The organism is Sulfurimonas lithotrophica (assembly GCF_009258225.1).
Taxonomy (GTDB): Bacteria; Campylobacterota; Campylobacteria; order Campylobacterales; family Sulfurimonadaceae; genus Sulfurimonas; species Sulfurimonas lithotrophica.
Window position 1 is genome coordinate 1,915,077 of record NZ_CP043617.1, and the last position, 24,350, is coordinate 1,939,426.

At 34.0% G+C, this 24,350-nt stretch carries 21 protein-coding genes; 5 read left to right on the forward strand and 16 right to left on the reverse strand.

The features are described from left to right. Positions 1-21 precede the first annotated feature (21 nt). The 6 genes from FJR48_RS09605 to gap form a co-directional block, all read right to left on the reverse strand. Complete coding sequence (locus FJR48_RS09605) at positions 22-981, reverse strand: ABC transporter permease (protein ID WP_152307912.1); 960 nt, start codon at positions 979-981, stop codon at positions 22-24. A gap of 142 nt (positions 982-1,123) precedes the next feature. Beyond that, positions 1,124-2,401, reverse strand: coding sequence for an OprD family outer membrane porin (locus FJR48_RS09610; RefSeq protein ID WP_152307913.1), 1,278 nt, complete (start codon positions 2,399-2,401; stop codon positions 1,124-1,126). Between the two features lie 116 nt (positions 2,402-2,517). Beyond that, on the reverse strand, positions 2,518-3,336 hold the full coding sequence (fabI, locus tag FJR48_RS09615) for an enoyl-ACP reductase FabI (RefSeq protein ID WP_152307914.1): 819 nt from the start codon (positions 3,334-3,336) through the stop codon (positions 2,518-2,520). A gap of 14 nt (positions 3,337-3,350) precedes the next feature. After that, positions 3,351-4,061: a triose-phosphate isomerase gene (locus FJR48_RS09620; RefSeq protein WP_152307915.1), complete on the reverse strand. Its 711-nt coding sequence runs from the start codon at positions 4,059-4,061 to the stop codon at positions 3,351-3,353. A 1-nt stretch (position 4,062) separates the two neighbouring features. Further along, a complete protein-coding gene (locus FJR48_RS09625; protein ID WP_152307916.1) occupies positions 4,063-5,256 on the reverse strand; it encodes a phosphoglycerate kinase in 1,194 nt (397 codons plus the stop codon). Between the two features lie 9 nt (positions 5,257-5,265). After that, positions 5,266-6,267 carry a type I glyceraldehyde-3-phosphate dehydrogenase gene (gap, locus tag FJR48_RS09630; RefSeq protein ID WP_152307917.1) on the reverse strand — a complete coding sequence of 334 codons (1,002 nt, stop codon included), beginning with the start codon at positions 6,265-6,267 and terminating at the stop codon, positions 5,266-5,268. Between the two features lie 65 nt (positions 6,268-6,332). Between gap and nadD the strand changes: the two genes are divergently transcribed. Continuing rightward, entirely contained in the window at positions 6,333-6,809 is a 477-nt protein-coding gene (gene nadD / locus FJR48_RS12350; protein WP_152307918.1) for a nicotinate (nicotinamide) nucleotide adenylyltransferase, read from the forward strand. An 11-nt stretch (positions 6,810-6,820) separates the two neighbouring features. Then, the gene (rsfS, locus tag FJR48_RS12355; protein ID WP_152307919.1) at positions 6,821-7,150 is read left to right on the forward strand and encodes a ribosome silencing factor; all 330 of its coding nucleotides are present in this window, start codon (positions 6,821-6,823) and stop codon (positions 7,148-7,150) included. A gap of 18 nt (positions 7,151-7,168) precedes the next feature. Here the strand turns inward: rsfS and FJR48_RS09645 are convergent, their stop codons facing one another. From FJR48_RS09645 to FJR48_RS09690, 10 genes are all read right to left on the reverse strand, one after another. After that, positions 7,169-8,611 carry an OprD family outer membrane porin gene (locus FJR48_RS09645; RefSeq protein WP_152307920.1) on the reverse strand — a complete coding sequence of 481 codons (1,443 nt, stop codon included), beginning with the start codon at positions 8,609-8,611 and terminating at the stop codon, positions 7,169-7,171. A 72-nt stretch (positions 8,612-8,683) separates the two neighbouring features. After that, complete coding sequence (gene mltF / locus FJR48_RS09650) at positions 8,684-10,174, reverse strand: membrane-bound lytic murein transglycosylase MltF (protein WP_152307921.1); 1,491 nt, start codon at positions 10,172-10,174, stop codon at positions 8,684-8,686. Positions 10,175-10,197: 23 nt separating this feature from the next. After that, positions 10,198-11,472 carry an ArsS family sensor histidine kinase gene (locus FJR48_RS09655; RefSeq protein WP_241856059.1) on the reverse strand — a complete coding sequence of 425 codons (1,275 nt, stop codon included), beginning with the start codon at positions 11,470-11,472 and terminating at the stop codon, positions 10,198-10,200. Continuing rightward, complete coding sequence (locus FJR48_RS09660) at positions 11,473-12,135, reverse strand: response regulator transcription factor (protein WP_152307922.1); 663 nt, start codon at positions 12,133-12,135, stop codon at positions 11,473-11,475. 67 nt (positions 12,136-12,202) lie between these two features. Then, complete coding sequence (feoB, locus tag FJR48_RS09665) at positions 12,203-14,335, reverse strand: ferrous iron transport protein B (protein ID WP_152307923.1); 2,133 nt, start codon at positions 14,333-14,335, stop codon at positions 12,203-12,205. Next, on the reverse strand, positions 14,332-14,559 hold the full coding sequence (locus FJR48_RS09670; protein WP_152307924.1) for a FeoA family protein: 228 nt from the start codon (positions 14,557-14,559) through the stop codon (positions 14,332-14,334). The genes feoB and FJR48_RS09670 overlap by 4 nt, the downstream gene beginning before the upstream one ends. Positions 14,560-14,639: 80 nt before the next feature. Beyond that, positions 14,640-15,875 carry an NnrS family protein gene (locus FJR48_RS09675; RefSeq protein WP_152307925.1) on the reverse strand — a complete coding sequence of 412 codons (1,236 nt, stop codon included), beginning with the start codon at positions 15,873-15,875 and terminating at the stop codon, positions 14,640-14,642. A gap of 82 nt (positions 15,876-15,957) precedes the next feature. Beyond that, complete coding sequence (locus FJR48_RS09680; protein ID WP_152307926.1) at positions 15,958-16,695, reverse strand: ABC transporter ATP-binding protein; 738 nt, start codon at positions 16,693-16,695, stop codon at positions 15,958-15,960. Then, positions 16,683-17,465: an ABC transporter permease gene (locus FJR48_RS09685; protein ID WP_152307927.1), complete on the reverse strand. Its 783-nt coding sequence runs from the start codon at positions 17,463-17,465 to the stop codon at positions 16,683-16,685. Before FJR48_RS09685 ends, FJR48_RS09680 begins: the two co-directional genes overlap by 13 nt. 2 nt (positions 17,466-17,467) lie before the next feature. Continuing rightward, the gene (locus FJR48_RS09690) at positions 17,468-18,442 is read right to left on the reverse strand and encodes an ABC transporter substrate-binding protein (protein WP_152307928.1); all 975 of its coding nucleotides are present in this window, start codon (positions 18,440-18,442) and stop codon (positions 17,468-17,470) included. Between the two features lie 179 nt (positions 18,443-18,621). Here FJR48_RS09690 and FJR48_RS09695 point away from each other — a divergent pair, with 179 nt between their 5' ends. The 3 genes from FJR48_RS09695 to FJR48_RS09705 are packed head-to-tail and all read left to right on the forward strand — an operon-like array spanning position 18,622 to position 24,348. Further along, complete coding sequence (locus FJR48_RS09695; RefSeq protein ID WP_152307929.1) at positions 18,622-20,781, forward strand: TonB-dependent receptor plug domain-containing protein; 2,160 nt, start codon at positions 18,622-18,624, stop codon at positions 20,779-20,781. Between the two features lie 24 nt (positions 20,782-20,805). Next, complete coding sequence (locus FJR48_RS09700) at positions 20,806-21,234, forward strand: Spy/CpxP family protein refolding chaperone (RefSeq protein WP_152307930.1); 429 nt, start codon at positions 20,806-20,808, stop codon at positions 21,232-21,234. Positions 21,235-21,261: 27 nt separating this feature from the next. After that, entirely contained in the window at positions 21,262-24,348 is a 3,087-nt protein-coding gene (locus tag FJR48_RS09705) for an efflux RND transporter permease subunit (protein WP_152307931.1), read from the forward strand. Positions 24,349-24,350 lie beyond the last annotated feature (2 nt).

Here is a 24,350-nt window from a genome sequence, read left to right on the forward strand (position 1 = left end):
TTCTTTAAGCTAAAATCGTGTTTAGTTTCTACTAATATATGGATTTAATTTTAATAGAATTAAATCTGCAACCATGTTCCCAAGCAAAGTCAAAAAAGCTGTTATAATCAGTATCCCCATAATAATAGGGTAATCACGACTTAATGCCGACATAAAAAACAGTTGTCCCATTCCTTCGATTCCAAAGATTGATTCTAAGATTACACTACCGCCTATAAGTCCAGGAAGAGAAAGACCAAGTAGTGTAATAATCGGCGGTAATAAATTTGGAAAAATGTAATAACGAAGGAGATGATTCTTGTTTAGTCCCCTAGAGAGTGCAAAATAATAATAATCACTCTTTAATATCTCCAAAGTTAATGAGCGTATGTATATTATCATACTGCCAAGACCGACAAATATCATTACACTTACCGGTAATACCAGATGCCATGCCATATCGGTATAATAAGAAACTCCGCTTTTAGCTTCAATAGAATGAAGTCCTGCTATCGGAAACCAATCCAGTTGTAGAGAAAAAAATATTATAAATAAGAGTGCCAAGTAAAAACTAGGCATTGAAAAAGAGACTAATGAGATTTGGCGAATAATATAATCACTCCTTTTTTCATAATTCAAAGCCGATTTTATTCCAAGATATAGTGAGATGATAAAAACGGCAATTAAAGCCGTTATGTTCATTATTAAAGTGATAGGTAAACGTTTTAGTATCTCTATGCTTACCTCTTGTCCGCTTACAAAACTGATACCGAAGTTTAAAGAAAATATATTTATAACCCAGTCTTTATATTGTTCAATCAAAGGCTTATCAAGACCATATATAGCTTTTAAAGCTGCAATTGCCTCTTTTGTCATATTGGGATTTAATTCACCTGCACTTAAAAAAGAGTTTGGTGCTGCATGAATTGCCAAAAAAGATATTATAGAGATAAGTATCAACATAATAAAAATATAGAAGATTTTAGTTAGTATATTTGACATGAGAGAATTATAGCAAATTTGAAGATATTTAACCCATCCACGGAAAAGATTACTCTTTAAAACAGGATGCGGATGGGATAAATCGAATGAAAAAAACTTTGCGCCCCATGCTGGCATGAGGCGGCATAATATCTAAGACGAGTTAGAAGTTATATGTCAAATAAACTTGAGCTGTACCGTAGTCTTTACCTTTACCTGTAATAGCATCAACATTATCGGAATCTGAATCAGTATAGATGTAATATACACCGGCATCTAAATCACCAAATGATTTTGCAACTTCTAAAGTAACTTCTAAAAAGTCATCATCCTTACCTACAGCTATACCGTTTTTAGCTGTTGCACTAGTAGCATATACACCTAAGTCAAAACCGCCAACAGGAGCAGTTACGGTTAAATTATAAGCCGTTGTGTCGTTCTGAGTGATTTTACCATAGTACCACCAAGCTTCTGTATATAATTTAGACTGAGCACCAGTAGCAAGGTTTGCACCTGCACCTGCTCCGTTTTTACTATCTTTACCCGTTTGTGAGTATGCCACAGACACTGCAAAAGTATCTTTCATCTCATAAGCTACTTTAACAGCAAATGCATCGTTTGAACTGTCTTGTGCTGAGCCTAATAATACTTTATCATAATCAGTTTCAGTGAATTGTAAACCATAGCTTATACCTTCTACAAGTTGACATTCTAAATCAGCTTGTAACCAATAAGCGGTAACTGCATCGTGAGCACTGTAATACCATGCTTGAGCCGTTAAAGGCTTCCATGAATTATTTACTACACCAAATGCATACGCACCGTTATAAAAACTTTCAAAAATATTACTTCTTGCATCATCACCTACAGTGTCACCGTCAACATCTATATCCATAGTCTTGTTACCGACACCTGCAACCGTAGCTGCCGAGTTATGCTGACCAACATATGCACCAACTAACGTTGTATCCGGTAAGTCTTGATTCATTACAACCGCTGCTTCAAAACTATTTGGAACTACAGACCAAGTTTCACTAAATACAAGTGGAGTATCTAATAACATACGACCTGCTTTAAATGTAGTTTTTCCTTCAGTAGCAGCTAACCAAGCTTCGCTGAAGAAGTAGTTATCTTGAATCCCACCTGTCCATGTAGCAGCTACTAGGTTATTGTAAAGACCTAAAGTACTAATAGCATTAAAAGTAGCACTTGCTTTTATTTTATCAGTTAAATCCGTACTTAGAGTTAGATTTAAAGAAGCTTCACCCATAGACGTATCTTGGTCAAACATTGAATCTTTAATACCGCTAGCCGTAACATGCTGAGCATCATCGGTAGAGTAAAATAATTTTGCATCTCCGCTTACTTTTGTATTTTCAATAGCAAACGCACTTGAACCAGCTAATAGTGCTGCCGCTAAACTCATCTTAATTAATTTCATTTTCTTCCTTTGTTTGTGATTAGAAAATTATAATACGAAAATAGATTATTTTAATCATATAGTTGATTAAAAATTAATCAACTATATGATTCATAAAGAAGTTAAAAGAAGTTTAATTATTTTTCATCCCAACAAAGGACAGTTTTTCCTGATTCAGTTTTTTCTACCGCAGCCATACCCATAATATTATAACCGCTATCAACATAATGAACTTCACCCGTGACACCTGAAGCTAAATCACTTAGAAGATACATTGCCGAATTTCCAACTTCTTCAATAGTTACATTTTTCTTAAGCGGTGCATTAATTTCATTCCAGTTAAGTATTTGTTTAAAATCACCTATTCCTGCAGCTGCCAATGTTTTAATAGGACCTGCACTTATAGCATTTACCCTTTGACCTTTACGTCCAAGTTCAACCGCCATATATCTAACCGTAGATTCAAGTGCAGCTTTTGCTACACCCATTACATTATAGTTAGCAATATATTGAGGTCCGCCAAGATATGAAAGAGTTAATATAGAAGCATTTTTACTTAAAACGCTTTCTAAACGATTAGTTAAATCTATTAGAGAATATACAGATATCTCCATAGCTATATTAAAAGCAGATTTAGTAGTTTTCATAAAATCTTCGCTCAAAGCTTCTTTTGGAGCAAATGCTACAGAATGCACAACAAAGTCTATTTCACCCATATCGGCTTTAATTTTATCCGCAATACTCAACATATGCTCTTCGTTTGACACGTCTAGTTCATATACATTTGAGCTTCCAAATTCTTCTGCTATAGGTTCAACTCTTTTTTTAAGAGCATCATTTAAAAAAGTAAATGCCATTTCAGCACCTTGAGCTGCACAAGCTTGTGCTATTCCGTAAGCTATTGACTTATTATTTGCTAGACCTACGATTAAACCTTTCTTACCCTTCATTATCATCTATGAATCCTTATTTAGTTATTTTTTAGTTCATCTGCGAACTGTATCATTTTACAAAAGTTTTCAACTTTCAAAGCACCGCTACCCACTAAAACACCGTCCACACCGTCACATTTTAAAATATCCAAAGCAGTATCAACTTTTACACTGCCACCGTATAAAAGCGGAGCAGATGATTTTTCTTTTAATTTTAAATGAATTTTAGAAATATCTTCTAAAGTCGGTGTTTTTCCTGTACCTATTGCCCATACCGGTTCATACGCTATGATTAAATTTTCATAATCAAGATCTATCCCTTCATATTGAAGTTCAAGATATTTCATCATAACATCTTCACCCTCTTCTCTAACTTCTAGTGGTTCACCCACACAATAAACTATTTTAAAACCTTGTGTCTTATAAAAGTTAAACTTTTGTGCTATTGCTTCTTGGGTTTCTCCTAATATATGGCGTCTCTCCGAATGACCTATTAAAATAGTTTTAACATCAAACTCTTCAAGTTGTTCAAGCCCAATTTCTCCGGTAAATGCACCGTTTTTAGTCGCATATGCATTCTGAGCACCTTGCGTTACTTTACCGTGATGCGGATTTAAAGAGCTTTGCGCAGGAAATACGTAAACATCTTGATTCGACTTAATCTCATCTAAAAAATTTTCTACATCCATCAGGTAAGATATAGTCTTTTCACGAGTAAGATTTGTTTTTAAGTTAGATGCAATAACCATACTACTCCTTTATAAGCGGTGCTACACCAGGAAGTGTTTTTCCTTCAAGCAACTCTAAAGAAGCTCCGCCGCCTGTTGAGATAAAAGTCATCTCTTCATCAAGACCGACTCTTTGAACTAAATCTGCAGTATCTCCTCCGCCTACAACGGTAGTCGCGTAAGAATCTGCAACAAAATGAGCTATCTTGTTTGAACCGCGTGCATATTTTTCCATCTCATACACACCCATTGGTCCATTCCACAGTACGGTTTGAACATCATTTAATGCTTCACGGTAAAGTCTAACCGTAGCAGGACCAATATCGAGTCCCATCCACTCACTAGGAATCTCTTGTGATGTAACGATTTTACTTACTGCATCTTCAGAAAATTTTTCAGCCGCAATTACGTCAATTGGGAGATAAAACTTAACACCAAGCTTTTTAGCTTCATCCATGATATGTTGTGCATCTTCTAGTAAATTGTCTTCTACAAGAGATGAACCGATATCGTAACCCATTTGTTTTAAAAATGTAAATGCCATACCGCCGCCGATAAATATTTTATCCACTTTTGGTAGAAGGTTTATAAGTGCTTCTAGTTTTCCCGAAACTTTACTTCCACCAACAATAGCAGCAAAAGGGCGAACAGGCTGATTTATAAGTTTTCCAAAAAACTTAATCTCTTTTGATAATAAAAAGCCTGATGCTTTATGCTTGTTATCGTAAAGCTTGGTAATCCCCTCAACCGAAGAGTGGGCACGATGTGATACGCCGAACGCATCATTTATGTAATATTCTGCCATAGATGCCAGTTTTTTTGACAATTCCTCATCGTTATTTGTCTCGCCCGGTTCAAAACGAAGATTTTCCAAAAGTAAAACTTCTCCGTTTTTCAACTCATTTGCTTTTGAGATAGCATCATCGCCTACGACGTCTTTAGCCATAATTACATTTCTTTTTAAAAGCTGTCCCAATCTGCGTGCAACAGGTGCTAAAGAATATTTTTCATTCACTTCGCCTTTTGGACGACCCAGATGCGAAGCTAAAATAACGGCACAATCTTGATCTAAACAGTAGTTAACCGTAGCTAAAGCAGAACGGATACGTCTATCGTCGGAGATATTTGAGTACTCATCCATAGGCACGTTAAAATCACATCTAATAAATACTTTTTTACTTGCTAAATCTAACTCTTTAATACTTAGTAGTTCCAATTCTCACCCTTACTTAGAAATATGGATAGCCATGTCTATTAAACGCATTGAATAACCCCACTCGTTATCGTACCAAGCCATAACTTTTACCATATCACCGTCTATGACCTGAGTTAAGTCCTCTGCAACGATTGAACTGTACTCACAACCTACAAAGTCTTGAGATACACGCATCTCTTTATCCATAAACAATAGACCTTTTAAGTTAGTTTCAGCCGCTTTGTTAAATGCTGCCGTTACTTCCTCTTTTGTAGTTTTTTTACTAACTATGACGTTTAAGTCAACCATTGAAACATCAGGAGTAGGTACACGAACACTTTGACCGTGTAATTTACCTTGAAGTTGCGGAAGAACTAAACCGATAGCTTTAGCAGCACCTGTTGTAGTCGGAATCATATTTATTGCACCGGCACGTGCACGACGTTTGTCTTTTGAGTGTTTCACATCAAGGATATTTTGATCATTCGTATATGAGTGAATAGTAGTCATAAGACCTTTTTCAATTCCGAATGCATCGTCAAGTACTTTTGCAACGGGACCAAGACAGTTTGTAGTACAAGAAGCATTTGATACGATTTTTTGTCCATCGTATAAATCTTCATTTACACCCATAACAAAAGTAGCTGTTTCTTTGTCTTTTGCAGGAGCCGAGAAAAGAACTTTTTCAACACCGTTATCAATGTGTACTTGAGCACTCTCTTGAGTCAAAAACACACCCGTACACTCTAGTACCATATCGGCACCGCAAGATGCAAAGTCTAGGTTTTTAGGATCGCGGTCGCTAAATATACGAATATCTTGTCCGTCAATAGATATTGTATTTTCGTTAACTTGTTCAATTTCACTAGTAGCACTGCCGTGAACAGAATCGTTTTTTAGCAAATACAACATCATATCCATACTAGCCATATCGTTGATAGCCACTATTTCAACATCGTCTCTTTTTGCCGCAATTCTTGCAACACAACGACCAATTCTTCCAAAACCATTAATTGCTATTTTTAATGCCATTATATTTTCCTGATTAAAATAAATTCGCCAATTTTATCAAAACTTAGCTATAATTGCGTTTAAACATGGAATCGATTGCACTTTTTGGCGGATCATTTGACCCTCCGCATACCGGACACAAGGCTATTGTTGAAGCAGCACAAAATTTAAAAGAAATTGATAAAGTGGTAATTATGCCGACCTATCTAAACCCTTTTAAATCAAAATCTCATTCAACTCCCAAACAAAGACTTAAGATGGTAAAAGAGATGTTTGATAGTTACGATAAAGTTGAAATATCGGACTTTGAAGTTTTACAAAAACAAAAAGTCCCTTCAATTATAACCGTAAAGCATCTGCTTAAAATGTACGATAAAATATATCTTATAATCGGTGCCGATAATCTTGAATCACTTCATAAATGGCAAGACTACGACGAACTTAAAAAACTTGTTACGTTTATAGTAGCAAAAAGAGATAATATAGAGATTCCAAAAAAATATATAACTTTAGATGTAAATGAAAACATTTCATCTACTGAAATTAGAAAAAAAGAAAAGTAAGAGAGCATACATTGAAAGACAGAATAAAAAAAATAACAGAAATTTTAGATAAAAATAAAGCTGAAGCTATTGAAGTTTTTGACTTAAGCGATAAAGAGTATATTGTAGATACTGCGATCATAGCTTCATCACTAGGAAGTCGCCATACATTGGCATTACTGGATCATCTAAAAAAAGATTTAAAACCGGACGAGCATATAAATAACGTAGATGAAAGCGGAGACTGGGTTGTTATAGATTTAGGTGATATACTTATACATATTATGACACCTGAATATCGTGTAAAATACGATATGGAAACTTTTTTAAGTGAAATCGGTGAAACAAAAGAAACTCTTTAAAAAGAGTTCTTTTAGTTATTAAAAGAAGTAGTTTAATTCAAAACGATATTCATTATACGATACGTCTGTTTTATATGTCAAATCAGATTTTAATATCTTATCGTCCGCTCTTACTAAACCAACTCTAACTTTAGCCTGAAGATTTTTCCCTATATTTTGCATAGCATCTATATGTAGTATATCGCTGTCAGCCTGCACGGCATCTTTTTTATCGTCAAAGTCTTGAACTGCATAACGAGCAAATATATTAAATCCTTCCAATATACCTGCTTTATCAAAATTGTATCCAACTCTAGCCATATATGTCTTGGTATTTGCATACCAGTTATACTGTGCCATAGCACGGGTAAATCCACCTGTTGGAAAGCCACGCCATGGGGCTATGATATCTGCTTTATCTGATATTTCCGAGTAACCCAGTCTAAACAAAAAGGCATTATCTTTAACATCTACACGTGCCGCTACTAAACTTGAGTCCAAATCGTTTATATCTTTATATCCGCTTGTATCACCCTTTAAACTTGCAACCGCTACATTTGCATCTAAACCGTCTATCTGCATCATATATCTTATACCCGGTACTACTTTCCAGTTACCACCGACAGGAATCGTGTAATGGGCTTCCAAAGTTATGTTATGCAACACGTCAGGGACACTCGCCATACTAACATTTGCTTTTAAGTTTTTGATAGATTTATTTGTAAAACTAGCTATAAGCAGTTCATTATCGTTTCCGATTAAAGCTGTCGTTAAACTTTTGTTTATGGCGGAATCATCATTTTCAATCCAACCGTTTACGGCTATAACATCATGAGAAGTTGTATGGTCACGAAGTTTTTGAGCGGTAAAATACCCTAATTGTATAGTTGTTTGAGGAAGTTCCTTGATCGTAGCACTTACACCGTCAAACGTATTAGGTATCATCTTGGTATCGTTTGATTTTGTAAAAACCGATTCAAAAAGTTGACGTCCTACCTTTAGAGATATCTTTGATATATCATATTGCAAATAGGCTTGTCCAAGCACACTCATACCAAAATTTCCCGTAGCTTGCGTATCGGCACGGCTGAAAGTATCTTTACCTGCTTTAACACTATCTATTTTATCTAAATCCATTCTATAAAATGAAGGATTTTGTGACGTATATAAACCAACTGTAGTACTTAAACCATTTAATTTTGCAGATCTATATACAATACTACCGCCGACGCCTAAAGCTTTATTGTCTCTTCCTGCAACACTTTTAGACCAATCCCACTTAAAAGTATTTACCCTGAATCTTCCAAAAAATTCACCTTCGCTAAACATATCACTAAGAGAATCAACACTCTTTTGCTTAGTATTGTATTGTAAAGTCATATTAGGTTTTAATGTTATCTTGTCGTTTTTTAAATCAGCATAAGCCGTACTACTCAAAACCAGCATCCCCACGGCCAGTAAGTTAAATTTATTTACTTTCATCCCATATCCTTATTTTTTATCTTTTTGAATTATACACTTATACGCTTTTTAGCAACTGAATATAAATTTTATTTATTCTACTTTCTCTTTTACTTTAGAATTATTTAACTCATCGGTTTTTGTAACTACACCAACTTTATCGATTTCTACTTCTTTTTCATTAGTTGAATTTTCCAAAATATCTCTGTAATCATAAATTGATTCTACATATCTTACAGGCTCGCTTCCTCTGGCATATCCATATTTTAAAGACCTGTAATAGCGTTTTTGAGATAAAAGAGGCAATACGGTTTTTAAATCACTCCATACATTTTTATCTAAACCGAATTTTGTAGCTAAAACCTGTGCATCTTTTACATGACCCATCCCTATATTATAAGCGGCTAATGCATATTTTAAACGGTTTTCACCTTCAACACCTGAAGGGACACTTTCAATCATCTTTTTTAAATGTTTAGTACCGCCTAATATACTTTGTTTTGGATCTAGTCTGTTTCTTACGCCTACGTGTTTTGCAGTTGAGCGTGTGAGCATCATAAGTCCTCGCACACCTGTAAAACTCTTGGCTTTTGGATTCCAATGAGATTCTTGATATGATTGTGCCGCTATTAAACTCCATGGTATATCATATTTATCGGAAGCTATTTTAAAATACTTTTCATATTTTGGAAGTCTGGATTTTATCCTTTTATAAAACATTTTGGTGTCATAATAATCAAAATATAAAATATGGGAGTAATAATGGTCTTTTAACTCTGCCATCTTTCCGCTTTGATTATACGAATTTAACCATGAATACATATCTGATTCTAAATCTTTAGAATCAGGCGTTAAAACCCATGCCAGCTGTTCACGTCCACTGATTGTAAATGCCATCGCTATTTCTGTAAAGTATCTTTGGTTTAATGAATATATATTTGAATCTGCAAGTGTACAATCTATAGTATTGTTAGCGACCTGTTCAAGTAACTCTTCGGTTGAATATTCTGAAGTAAAACTGGCATTTATATCAAACCCGTCTTCTTGAAGGTCCCTTATGGTTTCACTATAGCTTGTGTCTTCACCCACACTTACATGCAAACCTTCCAAGTCCTCTACGGCACGCGGGAACTTACCGGCTCTTAACATATTTCTGTTACAAATTACCTGTTCTTGAACCTCAAAATAAGAGGGTCCAAAATTAAATTTTTTTACCCTTTTTGGTGTTTTTGCCAAAGCGGCAGATATTATATGATAGTTATTATCTTTGCTTAACTCTATAGCTTCTTTCGTAGTATTTGCAGGAGTAATTTTGAGCTTAACTCCCAAATGCTTTGCATAATCTTTTAAAAGGTCATATTCAAAACCTTGTGGACCGTTTGCACCTATATAGTAAGTACTCGGGGCATTAAGCAAAACAACTTTTAAAATTTTATTTCTTTTTATTTCATCAAGTACGGATGAACCGTTAAACATCGGATAATATACCGAATGACTAAACCATCCAAAAGCAAAAAAGGAAAGTGGGAAAACGACAAATACTATAAATTTGACACGCTTTCTTAAATTTGCTAAATTTCTCATTGCATTAGTTTACACATTTACTCTTATGCAAATATAAATCTATTCATACCGTTTTCATATTCATGAGCTAAAACCCTATTATGCGCTTTTAGAATAGAATCTACAAGATATAAACCAAGTCCAAAACTATTTTTAGAAGGGTTCTCTTTTGTAAAGGGTTCAATATAATATTTTAAAGGATGTTTTAAACATTCCCCCTTGCTCTCAAAAGAGAGTTCATTCCCTATCATTCTGATTTTTACTTTTGCATCCGGAGAGTATTTTATACCGTTATCTATCATATTTTTTATTGCCGTAGTATATAGTCTGTAGTTTACCTCTATTTTTACACTGGAGTCTATATCTACATCTACACTGTCTCTTTCTGCCATAGCCATGTCAATAGCACCGTCTATTATATCTATAATTCTGTATTCTTTAAACTCTGTTTTATCACCGAGACTTGTTACTTCTTCAATCAGTGCAAACTCATTTACCAAAGATTCCAAACGACCGAATATTGAACTAAATCTATCTTTTTGCTTATCTGTATCAAGCATCTGTGTAGCAATTGTCCCTTTTGCTATAGGCGTTTTAAGTTCATGCATTATGTTTCTTAAGAAGAGTGTACGAGAATCCATAATATTATTGATTTTATCTTTTGTAGCTTCAAGTTCGTTTGCTATAGATGCTATTTCATCACTTCCTCGCATCTTAAAGCTTATATTCATATCCCCATCACCGTAAACTGCTATTTTGCGACGCAATCTAATAAGTGGGCGAAGCTTTTGTAAAATCAGAAAAAACGATATAAAAATAATTAGCAAAACAGTAGTATAGGTATATAAAAGATTAAAATACTTGTACGGTTTTAACTCTTCGTCTTCAATAAGAATTGAACCGTTTGGAGTTTGGACAAAAAAGTAAATTTTATTTTTGTATGAGAACATTGATGTACGGATATCGCTGATTATTTTTTGCGTATAAAAACCTCTTGAATTCATCATTAACTGATTATCCACGCTTTTTGAGCTTTCCTGCTTTAAAAACTTTCCTTTATTAGCTATTGTATTTATATTATCAGTATCTACGATATTAAGTTTATACACGGCAAGATTAGCTTCTAACATTACGCTGGATGTCTTTTTTTGTTGATGCTGGGTGTATATTTGAGTGATTATTGCGTGCTTTGTAAATATATGGTCTATATATTGACTTTTATTTAACTTATAAAATTCCCAAAAAACCGCACTTACACTTATTGAAGATACTATTAGTGCAAATAGTACGGTTATTAAGACTCCGTGACGGTTAATCATCTACTTTAAAAGTTTGTATCCGACACCACGAACAGATTCAATCAGAGTTTTATCGCCTAGTTTATTTCTAATACGACCTACCATTACGTCGATGCTTTTGTTTGACGAGTCTTCATTTATGGCATTTACGTTATGGATTAAATCTTCACGAGATACAACCAGACCTTGTTTGCTTATCATGTATGATAGTATTCCAAATTCCGCATTTGTAAGCTCTATATTTCTGTTTTTATATGTAATAGTCATTGACGATTTGTCACATTTAAAATCAGATTTTGATTCCTCTTTTGCCTCAACTTTTGCAGCATATCTACGCAGAACCGACTGGATGCGTGCTTCTAGTTCACGAGGATCATATGGTTTTGGCATATAATCGTCAGCTCCGAGTTCAAGTGCTTTTACTTTATCTGTAACATCGCTTCTTGCACTTGAGATTATTATAGGGATATCTTGACGCTCACGTATAGACTCACATACTTCAAGACCGTCCATACCCGGTAAAGTCAAGTCTAATATAACTAAATCAAAAGGCTCTAACTTTAGTATGCTTACAGCCTTAAAAGGATCATCTTCGGTTACTACTTCAAACTCAAACTGCTCAAGATATTCTGTTAAAATCTCGGCTAATTCTAAATCATCTTCTATCATTAATATTTTTTTCATGAGAAAATTTTATCCTTTTGTTTTTAACATGAAGTTAACACAATATTATATCTATAAAAAATCTACTTTAAAGTAAAAGAGTTATATTGTATGTAATAAATCCAAGCAAATAGGCTACAATTGACGTAAAGCCTAAAAGGTAAAAGAAATATTTAATATGTCCTGCTTCACGAGTAAAAACAATCGAAGCTGCCAAACAAGGCAGATAAACCATAACAACGACTATAAATGCCATGGCTGATGCAAAACTCATCTCATTTTTTATAATATTTTTCAAAGATGCATTTTCCTCATCAACCTCATTACCCAGCGAGTACAAAACACCAAGCGTAGATACGACTACCTCTTTTGCGGCAAGTCCCGTTTGAAGTGCTACGTTCATCTTCCAGTCAAATCCAAGAGGAGCAAATATAGGTTCTGTAAACTTTCCGATTTGCCCTAAATAACTTTTTTCCAAAAGCTCTTCAGCCAGAGTATTTTCAAAAGCGATTTTTTGCTCATCCGTTTTTGCTAACTCTATTTTAGCTTCATAGCTCTCTTGTACTTCTAAATTTTTCGGATAATTACTCAAAAACCATATCAGCATAGATGCAGCCGCAATAAAAGTACCCGCTTTTTTAAGATACATCCATGTTTTAGTAACAACCGTATGCCATACAAGTTTTAGCGATGGCAGACGATATTTTGGCATCTCCATAACAAAAGGTTCATCCACACCTTTAAATGCTGTAAGTTTTAATATTTTTGCAGCTATTAAACCAATCATCGCACCGCCTACATATATAGCAAAGAGTACATTTCCAGCCATCTCTTCAGAGAAAAAAGCACCTGCAAAAAGTACATATACGGGAAGCCTTGCACCGCATGACATAAATCCTATAACAAAAAGAGTAAGAAGTCTGTCACGGTCGTTTTTAAGTATTCTTGCACTCATATATGCAGGTATAGAACATCCAAAACCTGTTACAAGAGGGATAAAACTCTGCCCATGCATACCAAATTTGTGAAAAAATCCATCTAGCAAAAATGCAACTCTTGACATATAGCCCGTTGATTCTAAAAGTGCGATTCCGATAAACAAAATAACAATATTGGGAACAAAAAGAACAACCGCTCCTACACCTGCGATAATACCATCTACTATTAGTGAGCGAACATCATCGTTTGAAATAGTAGCACCTATCGTATCTCCTGCCCAGCCAAAAAATGCATCTATCCAATCCATCGGGATTGAGCCTATCTCAAAAGTAAGCTGAAAAAGCGACCACATTAGAAATAAAAATATAGGGATACCTGCAAGCGGATGAATTAAAACATCATCTATTTTCTCTGTTAAAGTACGTTCTTGCAGTTTTGTTTTTTCTTTTAAAACTTCGGCAACCACACCTTTGTTAAATGCTGCATACTCCTCTGCGAAAACCTCTTTTATATCATCGTTTAGGTGATGTAACTCTACGTGTTTTGAAGCTTCTACCAAAACGGGTTGAAGTTCAGTCCATAATGGTTCGTCATGTAGTTTTGCATATGTCAATTTATCATTTTTTAAAAGGTTAATCGCTATGTTTCTATATGTATTTTCAGCTTCATATTTGTGTTTTTGTAAATATGAGGATATATTTGATATCTCTTCTTCAACCGCTTCTGAGAAAATAAGTTTAGAGTTTGAATACTCTTTTTCATAGTTTTGTATTAACGATTCTAAAAGCTCTTTTATTCCGAGTTTTGTTTGAGCCGATGTTTTTATACACTCCACACCTAGGAGTTCGCTCATATAAGAAGCATCTATCTCTATACCTTCTTTTTCGGCTTCATCACTCATATTAAGCGCTATTACGACTTTTTTACCCAGAGTTAAAAGCTCACTCGTAAGTTGCAGGTTTTTAGCCAAATTTGTCGAATCTACTACGTTTATAATCAAATCATAATCATTTGAAGTCAAATAACCGTGAGTAACCCTCTCTTCAATCGTATAATCGTTTAGTGCATATGTCCCCGGTAAATCAACAATAGTAAAATGGTAATCTTTGTAATCAAAAAGAACTTCTGTTTTCTCAACCGTTACACCCGTAAAGTTCCCTACGTGAAGGTGGGCATTTGATACTGAGTTGATAAGCATACTCTTACCGACGTTTGGTTGTCCTACAAGTGCTACTTTTATGTGTTTAGCCGTAACGGGACAAACTTTAGCCTGCTCTATCATATTTTTTCCACCTCTATAAGCTTTGCTTCATTTGAACGCAAAGCTATTTGCATCGAACCGACTTTTATCTCAACGGTACTTTTTCTGGCAGTATGTTGAAGAACTTCCAACTCTGCATCTTTCATTATTCCAAAAGAGATAAATCTTTGTTTTAAATCAGGTTGTGCATTTAGTTTTTTAACTTTTACTTTGCACGCTTTTTTACAATCAAATAGTGTTTTCATCTAATTTCTTTAAATAGTTTGCATAATGATAATGAATATCATATTAAAGCAAGCTAAAAAATGATAATTGTTTTTAATAACTAACCTTTTATTCCATCGGCACGAGGTGCTAATAAAAATTTAAAAAACTCTTTTATATAGATAGCAAAAGGAATACTCCATATAATACTTGAATACAAATACAACTCGCTTGCATACTCTTCGTAAAAAGGTACAAGCCCTCTCATAAAGGTAGCGATTATTATTAATGCTACCATTAGATGCGTATAGATATTTGACGTTAAATGACGACCCGTATGTATCCAAGTGATAATCAACATAATTACAACATAAGAAAGACCTATTCCACCTGCAGTTATAAAGTGCCTAAAATGGTTTAGTGCATCAATATTCGGATTTAAAATATCCCAACCCATTAAAAAATATCCCAGTGCCAACAAAATATAAATAAATCCTAAGTAAATCACATAAGGCTGATTTAGTATAAATTTTTCCTCCAGCTTATACTCGCTCGTAATACCAAGTATTGCTGCACCGCTTGCCAAACCTATCCAGCCAAGAGCAGAGTTGTTTGGATATAAAAATTCAACTATTGTAAAAACTATAACGCTAAATATCGCTAAATTGGTCTTAGGCGGACGGGATAAAAATACATCATCAATCCCCTTATCTTCCATCAACTCATTTATCGCTTCCATATTTACACGACGAAGTGCCAGTAAAATGAGAACTACTATTGCACCCGTAGCTATTTTTAAAATAGCAAATGAGTCAGTATTTACAAAGCCTAGTTTTGAAGCAAAAAACCAAACTTCTATAAAAAACAAAGCCAAAGATGCATAACCTATAGATGCATGACGTTGAAGTCTGTCTAAAACTGCATGACGTGCAAACCAAATAATCCATCCAAGCATTCCTAAGTTTAAAACAGCGGTTAAATAGATTCCCGTGATATCTATAAACCAAAAACTAATCCGTCCCAAAACCCATAAAATAACGATATATTTTAGTTTTTTTCCTATTAAAGGGATTAAACCAGGAAACAACTCTGGCAGACCCGTTGCCAAAAAAGCAAGCGTACCCGCAGTAATAAGACCAAAAAGCATCTCATATATATGCCAAGTAAGGGTATCGTTCATAAAAGGTATGTTTATAGCACCGCTCCAAACAAGACCCCACAAAACCATACTTATAAGTACATACGGTGCAAAAACTAAAAATATCGGACGAAATCCGTATGCCAAATATGGAGGTACGTTCTTTTCATCAGGGTAATATAAATAATGGTTAGTAGCATGTAGTTTTTCTTGTTCCATTACTGTCTCCTTTTCATGGAGCAAAGCCCCATAAAAATTCCTCTCACTAAAGCTACGCCAAAGGCGAGAAAATTTATTGATTTCATTTTAATTCCAATTCAAAAGTATTTACAATAACTTCATCCTGAAGTATCTTTGCGGTTTCGTTATACACAAATTCATCATCTCTTTTATCTTGTTTTATTATATAGTCAAACTCTTTTACGATATGTCCCGGATCTGCTTTTAAAAGAAGTATCCTATCGCTTAGGCGAATAGCCTCCATAATATCATGGGTAATAAACAATATACTTAAGTTATTTTCATTTACCTCTTCTATCAGATGCGTTTGCAACTCTTGTTTTAAACCGATGTCCAAAGCTGAAAAAGGCTCATCCAAAAACAAAAGTGAAGGTTTTGTAACCAACGCCCGTGCAAAACTAACACGCTGTTTCATACCGCCGCTTAAATCTTTTGGAAACTTTTCAAAATCATCCTCTTCAAGACCAAACTTCAAAGCTATCTCTTTTGATTTAAGTATTGCTTCTTTTTTTGACTCGCCTTTTGCTAAAAGACCGAGTGCTATATTGTCTATTACGTTTTTCCAAGGAAGAAGCCTTGCTTCTTGAAAAGCAAAAGATGAGCTTACAAAAGTGTTCTCTACACTGCCCTCTTCTACATCAAGCAAGTCTGCACACAGATGCATAAGTGTTGTTTTACCGCCGCCGCTTGGTCCTACAATAGATAAAACTTGACCCTTATCCAAAGTAAAATTTATATTTTGAAGGATTTCCGTAAAACCAAAATGATGATTTAGGTTTTTAACTTCTAGTTTCTCCATGCTTCAACCTCACGTTTAATCGGTTCTAATATCACATACTCTATAAACATTAACGAGCCTATCATTATTACAACAAGTGCCAACGCACTAGGCGTATCAAGCTGACTTCTAGCAACGGCGAGTGACGCACCAATTCCGTTACTTGTCGCAAGAAGTTCTGCCATAACGACTATCTTCCAAGCCATACCAAGTCCGCTTACCCATGCCGGAAATACATATGAGAATATATGGGGAAAATATATATCCAAAAACTTCATATGCCAAGGCAGATTAAAACTATCCGCCATCTCTTTTAAATCTCCATCAAGTGTACGTGTACCTTGTAGGGCTCCTACAAATATGATAGGAAAAGAAGCAACCAAAACGGTAAAAATAACCGTCTCATCACCCATACCAAACCATATCATCGCTAATACTATCCACGCAATCGGTGGCATACCGACCAAAAACGTAACTATAGGGCGACTCATCATAGATGCAGTTACAAAAAAACCTGCAAGCAAACCAAGAGTCGAACCAAATAACAAAGAAAGCCCAAAACCTATGGATGCACGATAAAGCGTAGTATTTATCTCAACTATAACTTTTGGATCTTGAAGCATTAAAAATAATGTTTTAAATGTCTCTAAAGGGCTAGGCAGTACCAAATCTCCATATAATTGGTTTCCCGCATCCCATAAAGCCAAAAACAATAATAAACTTGCAATAGATCCCCATCCGCTCCAAAGATAAGCGGGAAAATCTTTTATAATTTTAAGTGTAAATTTCACTTTTAGAGTCCATAATAGTAGTTATCTGAAGGAAGTTTGTTCCCTATTGCTTTTGGGTCTCCATCCTTTAAAATATTAAAGAAAAATTCTAATTTTTCTTTTGCCTTGGCAGCCTTTACGGATTTTAGATTTACGTGTGGAATCGAGTCCGCAAGACCCTCTTCACTTAACATATCCAAAGTTTTTACCACAAGTATTCCAGCTTCTTTTGGATGGGTTTTATACCACTCTAAAGATTTGTCGTATTCTTCCATAAAACGATTTATTATATGTTCATCCTTCATACGACCCATTACTGCCATACCTGCTTGAGGTATATCACTGTTTGTATTAAAAACCTCAGCCCACTCTTTTTGCAAATCGACACTTCTGTATAAATCGGGTGCTATTACGCTCACAGGGAAAGATTTTGTTTTTCTAAGAGCTATCGAGATGGCAGGCTCAGCTAAAAGTGCATGATCTACTCTACGCAGTATAAGCATCTGCATTGCATCTATCGGACTTGAAACATACTGAAGTTTAAAATCTTTTTGCGGATCAAGTCCCTGTCTTTTCATAAGTTCGGTCATTACGATATCGGGCATATCTGCACGAAAAGGTACAGCTATGGTTTTACCCTTGTAATCTTTAAGGCTTTTTAGAGAGTTATCACGGCTTATCATGCCAAGAATCCCCCATACCGATACGTTTAAAAGTTTAATATCGATACCTTTGTTGTTCAAAATAGCACCCGTATTTGTCGGAACCGCTAAAAAGTCCACATCCCCTTTAATTGCCAAAGCTCTTAATTCATCAGGGTTTTTCCATAAACGAAATTCAACTTCTTTTGCCACGTCTTTTAGTGCATCTCTCTCAATCATATGTAAAACCGGATGTGAAACCGATGCAAAAGGTCCTGCTATTACTATTTTGTCTTTTTTTTCATTTGCATGTATCAGTATAGATGCAAACAAAAATAGAAGTGTTAAAAATTTCATAAAAAAATTCCTTTTTAAAAATATTATCTAATTATAGCGATAATGATATTAATTATCATTGATATGTGTCAAAAATTTATATTCTTAAATTTATATTGATAATGATTATTACTTTAAGTATTAAAACTAAACTTTTTTATTACAATTTCGAAAATGCAAATATTTCAAAGGAAAATAAAATGAAAAAAATACTCTTAAGCACTTCGTTGATAACACTGTTATACTCCAATGCTTTTAGTGCAGACAACTTGGATGTAGTTGAAGTAAGCGTTGCAACCAAAACCAAACAAAATATAGACGGTGTTGCGGCTACGGTAAATGTTATAACCCAAAAAGATATAGAAAAAATGGGTGCCGAAAATTTAAAAGACATTATAGAAAAAACACCTGGTTTATCGGTTCAATACGGAACTTTCCCTAGTGCATCTTCAAAAAGTAAATCATCTATCTCTATTCGCGGTATGGGTGCCAACGGAACTTTGTTTTTACTAGATGGCAGACGTTTGGCAGGTGAGGTAAAAAATCCTTATGATTTAGACCGGATACCTGCTTCTATAATTGAACGTATAGAGATTGTAAAAGGTCCTATGAGTTCTTTATACGGTGCAGATGCAGTTGGCGGGGTTATTAATATTATCACAAAAAGACCTACCGATGAAGTAAAAATCGAAGCAGGTGTCAGATACGGTCAAAACCAAGACAGTGATGCACAAAATCTAAATATGAATCTATCCTTGCAAAATAAAGTAGATAAATTTGCATATAGTGTTTATGCGGGATATACTACGACTGAACCATACACCCAAAAAGAAAGAGCCGATGTCTGGGTTCCTAGCACGACCGGTAAAGACAAACCCTCAGATACGGCAGGAAACACTTTTCCACCTACCCCTATTCCTGATATGAGTGCTATTTCGGATTATTATAACCAAGACGTTACATATAGGGAGGATAGTTCCATTTATACTTTAGGGACTAGACTATCGTATGATTTTAGCAGGGATTTACAACTCGGTATTGATATAAACTACTTTAACGAAGAGAGAGACGGTCAGTATATAGGTTATTTTCATCCTTCGGCATACACGATGGCAGGCGGTCCAAATGCAGGAAATCCCGTTCCTGTTTATAATGTTCCGGTTGATTCGCACGATGAAAACGAACGTTTGGATACAAGTATAGATTTGAGTTATACAATAAATGAAGATATACAGGTTAAGGCTAGGTTATACAGAAGTTATTATGAAAAAAGAAATACCACATCAGCCGTATATTGGCAAGATTTAAATTATGCAAGTAAAGAAGCATCTGAACAAAACGGGATGGATGCAGACGTAGATTTAAAAGTAGCCGAACTTAGTGCTACCTACTTGGCAATTGAAGATCATCTTATAAGTGCCGGTGCAGAATATAGGGATGAGAAAAGAAATGCTACGGTATTTAACCAAAGTCCTCAAATGAGCGAGAAAAAAGTTGATTACCAATCTTTATATCTTCAAGACGAGTGGGATATTAGCGAAAAACTAAATATGATCATAGGTGCAAGGTACGATGCAATTAGCAATGCCGATAATAAACCTACTTTTCGTTTAGGCGGTTTATATGAGTTTGACAAAATAGCCAAACTTAGACTAAACGTAGCTCAAGGTTACAGAACTCCAGATATCAGAGAACTGTACATACATAAACAAACGCCAAACGGTCTTCAAATCGGTGCAAACGTGATGGGTTACGACTTAAAACCTGAATCTACAAATGCTCTTGAGATGGGTCTTGGCGGTAAAAGCAACTCGTTTAGTTACGATTTAGTACTTTACTATAACCAGATAAAAGATATGATAGCTCAGGTTATGGGTACATATAACTCCACTGCAGCTTATACTTTTGTAAATATTGCAGATGCGAACACTATGGGTATGGAGCTTTCACTTGCATATAGATTTACAAACAAAGTTTATACAAATTTTTTCTGGAATGAGTTAAAAACGGAAAACGAAAGAACAAATAGAGATTTAGAATTTCATCCAGATCGTACGCTGATGCTTAGTTTTAACTGGCCTTGTATGTTTAGCGACAACCTAAACTACGGACTAACGGCTAAATATGTTGGCAAACAACACTATACCGATGTTATAAATCGCGGTGCACCTACGCAAACTACAAACGCAAATGCAAAAACAAACGATTTTACTTTAGTTGATTTTACACTTGATTATAAACTAAATAAGATGCTTGATATTTACGGCGGTGTAAACAATTTAGGCAATGAAGGCGTAGATGACGTTTTAGGTTCAAACGTAGGCAGATACTACTTTGCTGGAGTCAGAGGACACTTTTAAAAAAGTTAAACAAAAGGATATAAAATGAAAAAAGCACTACTTACATTAGTAGCACTAGCTTTACTTAGTGTCTCTGCATATGCAGAAGGAGGTAAACATAAAGCAGGAACTGTGGCTCTGCCACACCTTATGAAAATACTTTTATCAAATTCCGAGGAATTAAAAATCACCCCCGAGCAACAAAAAAAGTTTGATAAAATGGTTTCCACAGTCCCTTCTAAACTTCATCCAATGATGGATGAAGCAGCTACTTTAGAGAAAAAAATAAAAAAAGCCGTTATGAAGGATAAACAATCTCTTAAAGATGTATCTGACGATATAAACAAGTTGGAAAAACTTAAAAGAGAAATAGCTCAAACTCAAATCAATGCTATCAATAAAATTCAAAACATACTAACTGATTCTCAATATAAGAGTCTTTTAGTAAAGATGAAGAAAAATAAAGCTTGCTAGAAATACTAGCAGGCAAAAAAATTTCAAATGATTATAAAATGGATAATAAGTTTTTTTATTAAGTATAAATCTTTTAACCATTTATTATTTATATTTTTAATTATTTTGGCAGGTTTTTCATATAAAGATTTGCCAAAAGAGATGTTTCCTCCTTCATCACCGGATAAAGTAGTAGTATCGGGTGCATATTATTCTTCAAGTTCTCAGATGTTGGATATGATGATTGTAAGAGATTGTGAAGATATTCTAAAAAATAATCCCAACATTGAAAATATTAGTACCGTAATTACTAAGGGTTCTTACCATATCACTGCCGATATACTAAACAATCATAAAAACTTTATAGTTAACGAGTTACAAAACGAAATTTTAAAACTAGATGAAAACTATCCTACGGACATGAAACTGCCGACCATAAAAACCGTATCCCAAGTTTTTCCTTTAATCTCGGTATCCCTATATAAAAAAAATGATTCTCCAGTAAATATCGTTGAAATTGCAAAAGATCTAAGAGATGAAATATCTTCGGTAAAAAATATATATGAAGCAGCCTTGGTAGGTCAATATGACAAAACTTTAAGGTTAGTAATTAACAATAATAAAATTGAAGCTTACAATCTATCGATGCAAAAAATAATTAATAAGCTTGACTTTTTATATATTATCTATCCTGCCGGTGTAATTCAAACAAGTAAAAATCAATATTTTATAAATCCAAAATCATTAAACGTGTCTATAGATGAGATATTAAACACGAAAATAAAAGTAGATGACAAAGTTATATATGTCAAAGATGTAGCAGACGTGGAAAATATATATGAAAAAGATTCTTTAGAAACAAGGACAGATGCAAAAAATTCTATTATTATCGATACTAAAAAGGCAAAAAAAGGAGATAGCATCAAACTATCTCAAAAAATCAATAAAATATTAAAGAGATATAAAAAACAATATCCAAACATTGAAATCAAAGTATTAAACGACAGTTCTTTTTGGATCAAAACAAGACTTAACGTCGTATCCTCAAATATAATTATAGGTCTTATTTTACTGTTTTTTACAATTTGGCTGTTTATCTCCCTAAAAATTGCTTTGGTCGTTATTATAGGTATTCCTGTTAGTTTTGCTTTTGGGCTTATAGGTTTAGAGTATTTTGAACACAGCTTAAATACACTCTCGATGATTGGTGTATTACTTAGTTTAGGCTTGTTAGTTGATGAAGCTATCGTAGTTAGCGAAAATATACATAGGCATCAGATGCTGGGAAAATCTTTATATAGAGCCTGTATAGAAGGTACTTATGAAGTGATGCCGACCTTATTTGTAGCGGTTATGACTACAATTGTAGCTTTTTTACCGCTTGTAACTCTAAGCGGAGGGCTTGGGATATTTATTAAAATTATTCCTATGATGGTTATAATACTTATAGTTAGCTCATTTTTAGAGAGTTTTGTTTTTTTGCCTGCCCACTATATGCTAATAAACAAATTAGCATTAAAATCTAACGATTCTATTAGAGAAAAATTTTGGCAAATTATATTGAAAAAATATACGAACTTACTATACAAACTTATAAGTCATAAGTATTTGGTTATATTAGTTTTAATCTTGGGCATTGTAGGAAGTACTGCTTTTATGCTTAAAAATTCAAAGTTTATACTATTTCCCGAATTTGATGCCATGAGTATAAATATAACCGGAAAAAGCGATTACAATTCACTACAATATACCTCACGGCAAATAAAAATACTTGAACAAATACTCTTAAAAACACTAAATAAACAAAATTATTCTTCCATACATACGACTATAGGTATGAAAACCGACGGAAGAAGTTTGCATGAAAAAGCAAATAATTTTTTTACAATAACTGTTAATCTAAAGCCAAGAGTAGCCCAAGACTTTTTTAATGCAAATATAAACCCTTATTTTCAAATTTTCGGTTCAAACCAAAATCAAAGCAGGACAAGAGTTCTAGATGCAAGGGATATCCAAAAAAAAATAAACCATGCACTTAAGGATTATAAAAAATCATTAAATATAATTACAGATATCCCTCAAACGGGCGTAGTTAACAATGATATAGAGATATCTATATCCCATAAAAACAATGAAACTATTACCAAAGCGATTAAGATAATACAAGAGAAGATGCAAAATATAAGCGGAGTCGGCAATATAAAAAACGATATGAATTTTGATGATATTGTCATAGAGTTGAATCTCAATAATTACGCTAAATCTTTAGGTTTTACGCAAAAGGAATTTATAAATACTATACGAAAATATTTAATTATTCAAGACGTAACAAAAATTACAAACGCTTCAAGTGAACTTATAAAACTTCAACTTACTTCAAAACACAAAGATGATTATGCTTTATTTAAAAATATCGAAGTAGATATACCACAAAGTAATCTTAAAGTAAATATATTAGATATTGTAAATATAAAACATAGTAAAAATATATCAACAATAAAAAAAGAAGATTTAAAAAAAATTTTTACCATTACGGCATCTCTTGACAAAAAACAAACAAGTTCAAGAGAGTTTTATAAACAGTTACGGAGTTCTATAGATAGATTGAAATCTCAGGGAATAAAAGTTTTCATAAAAGGCGAACAAGGTAAAAACCAACAAGTCAAAGAAGAGATAAGCAAAAGTATAATTTTTGCCTTTTTAGGAATACTGCTTATATTAACATGGTTTTTTAACTCTTTTAGATTATCCATATTTTCATTATCTGTCATTCCTCTTTCTTTATTGGGAATATTAATCGGTCACAAAATAGTAGGTTTACCTTTAACTTTCTCCTCTATGCTCGGATTTGTCGGCTTAATAGGGATTATTATGAATGATACTCTATTACTGCTAAAGTTTATTCATAAATCAAAAAATATAGAAATATTAATCAAAAATTCAAGTTTAAGATTACGTCCTATTTTACTAACATCTATAACCACGATTGTCGGTTTAAGTACCTTGATATTTTTTGCTTCAGGAGAAAGTCTTCTGATGCAACCCTTAGCCGTAAGTATCGGTTTTGGACTTCTTTGGGCTACAATTATTAACCTTATTTACCTACCTGTAGCATATTCTATAAAATTAAATTAATA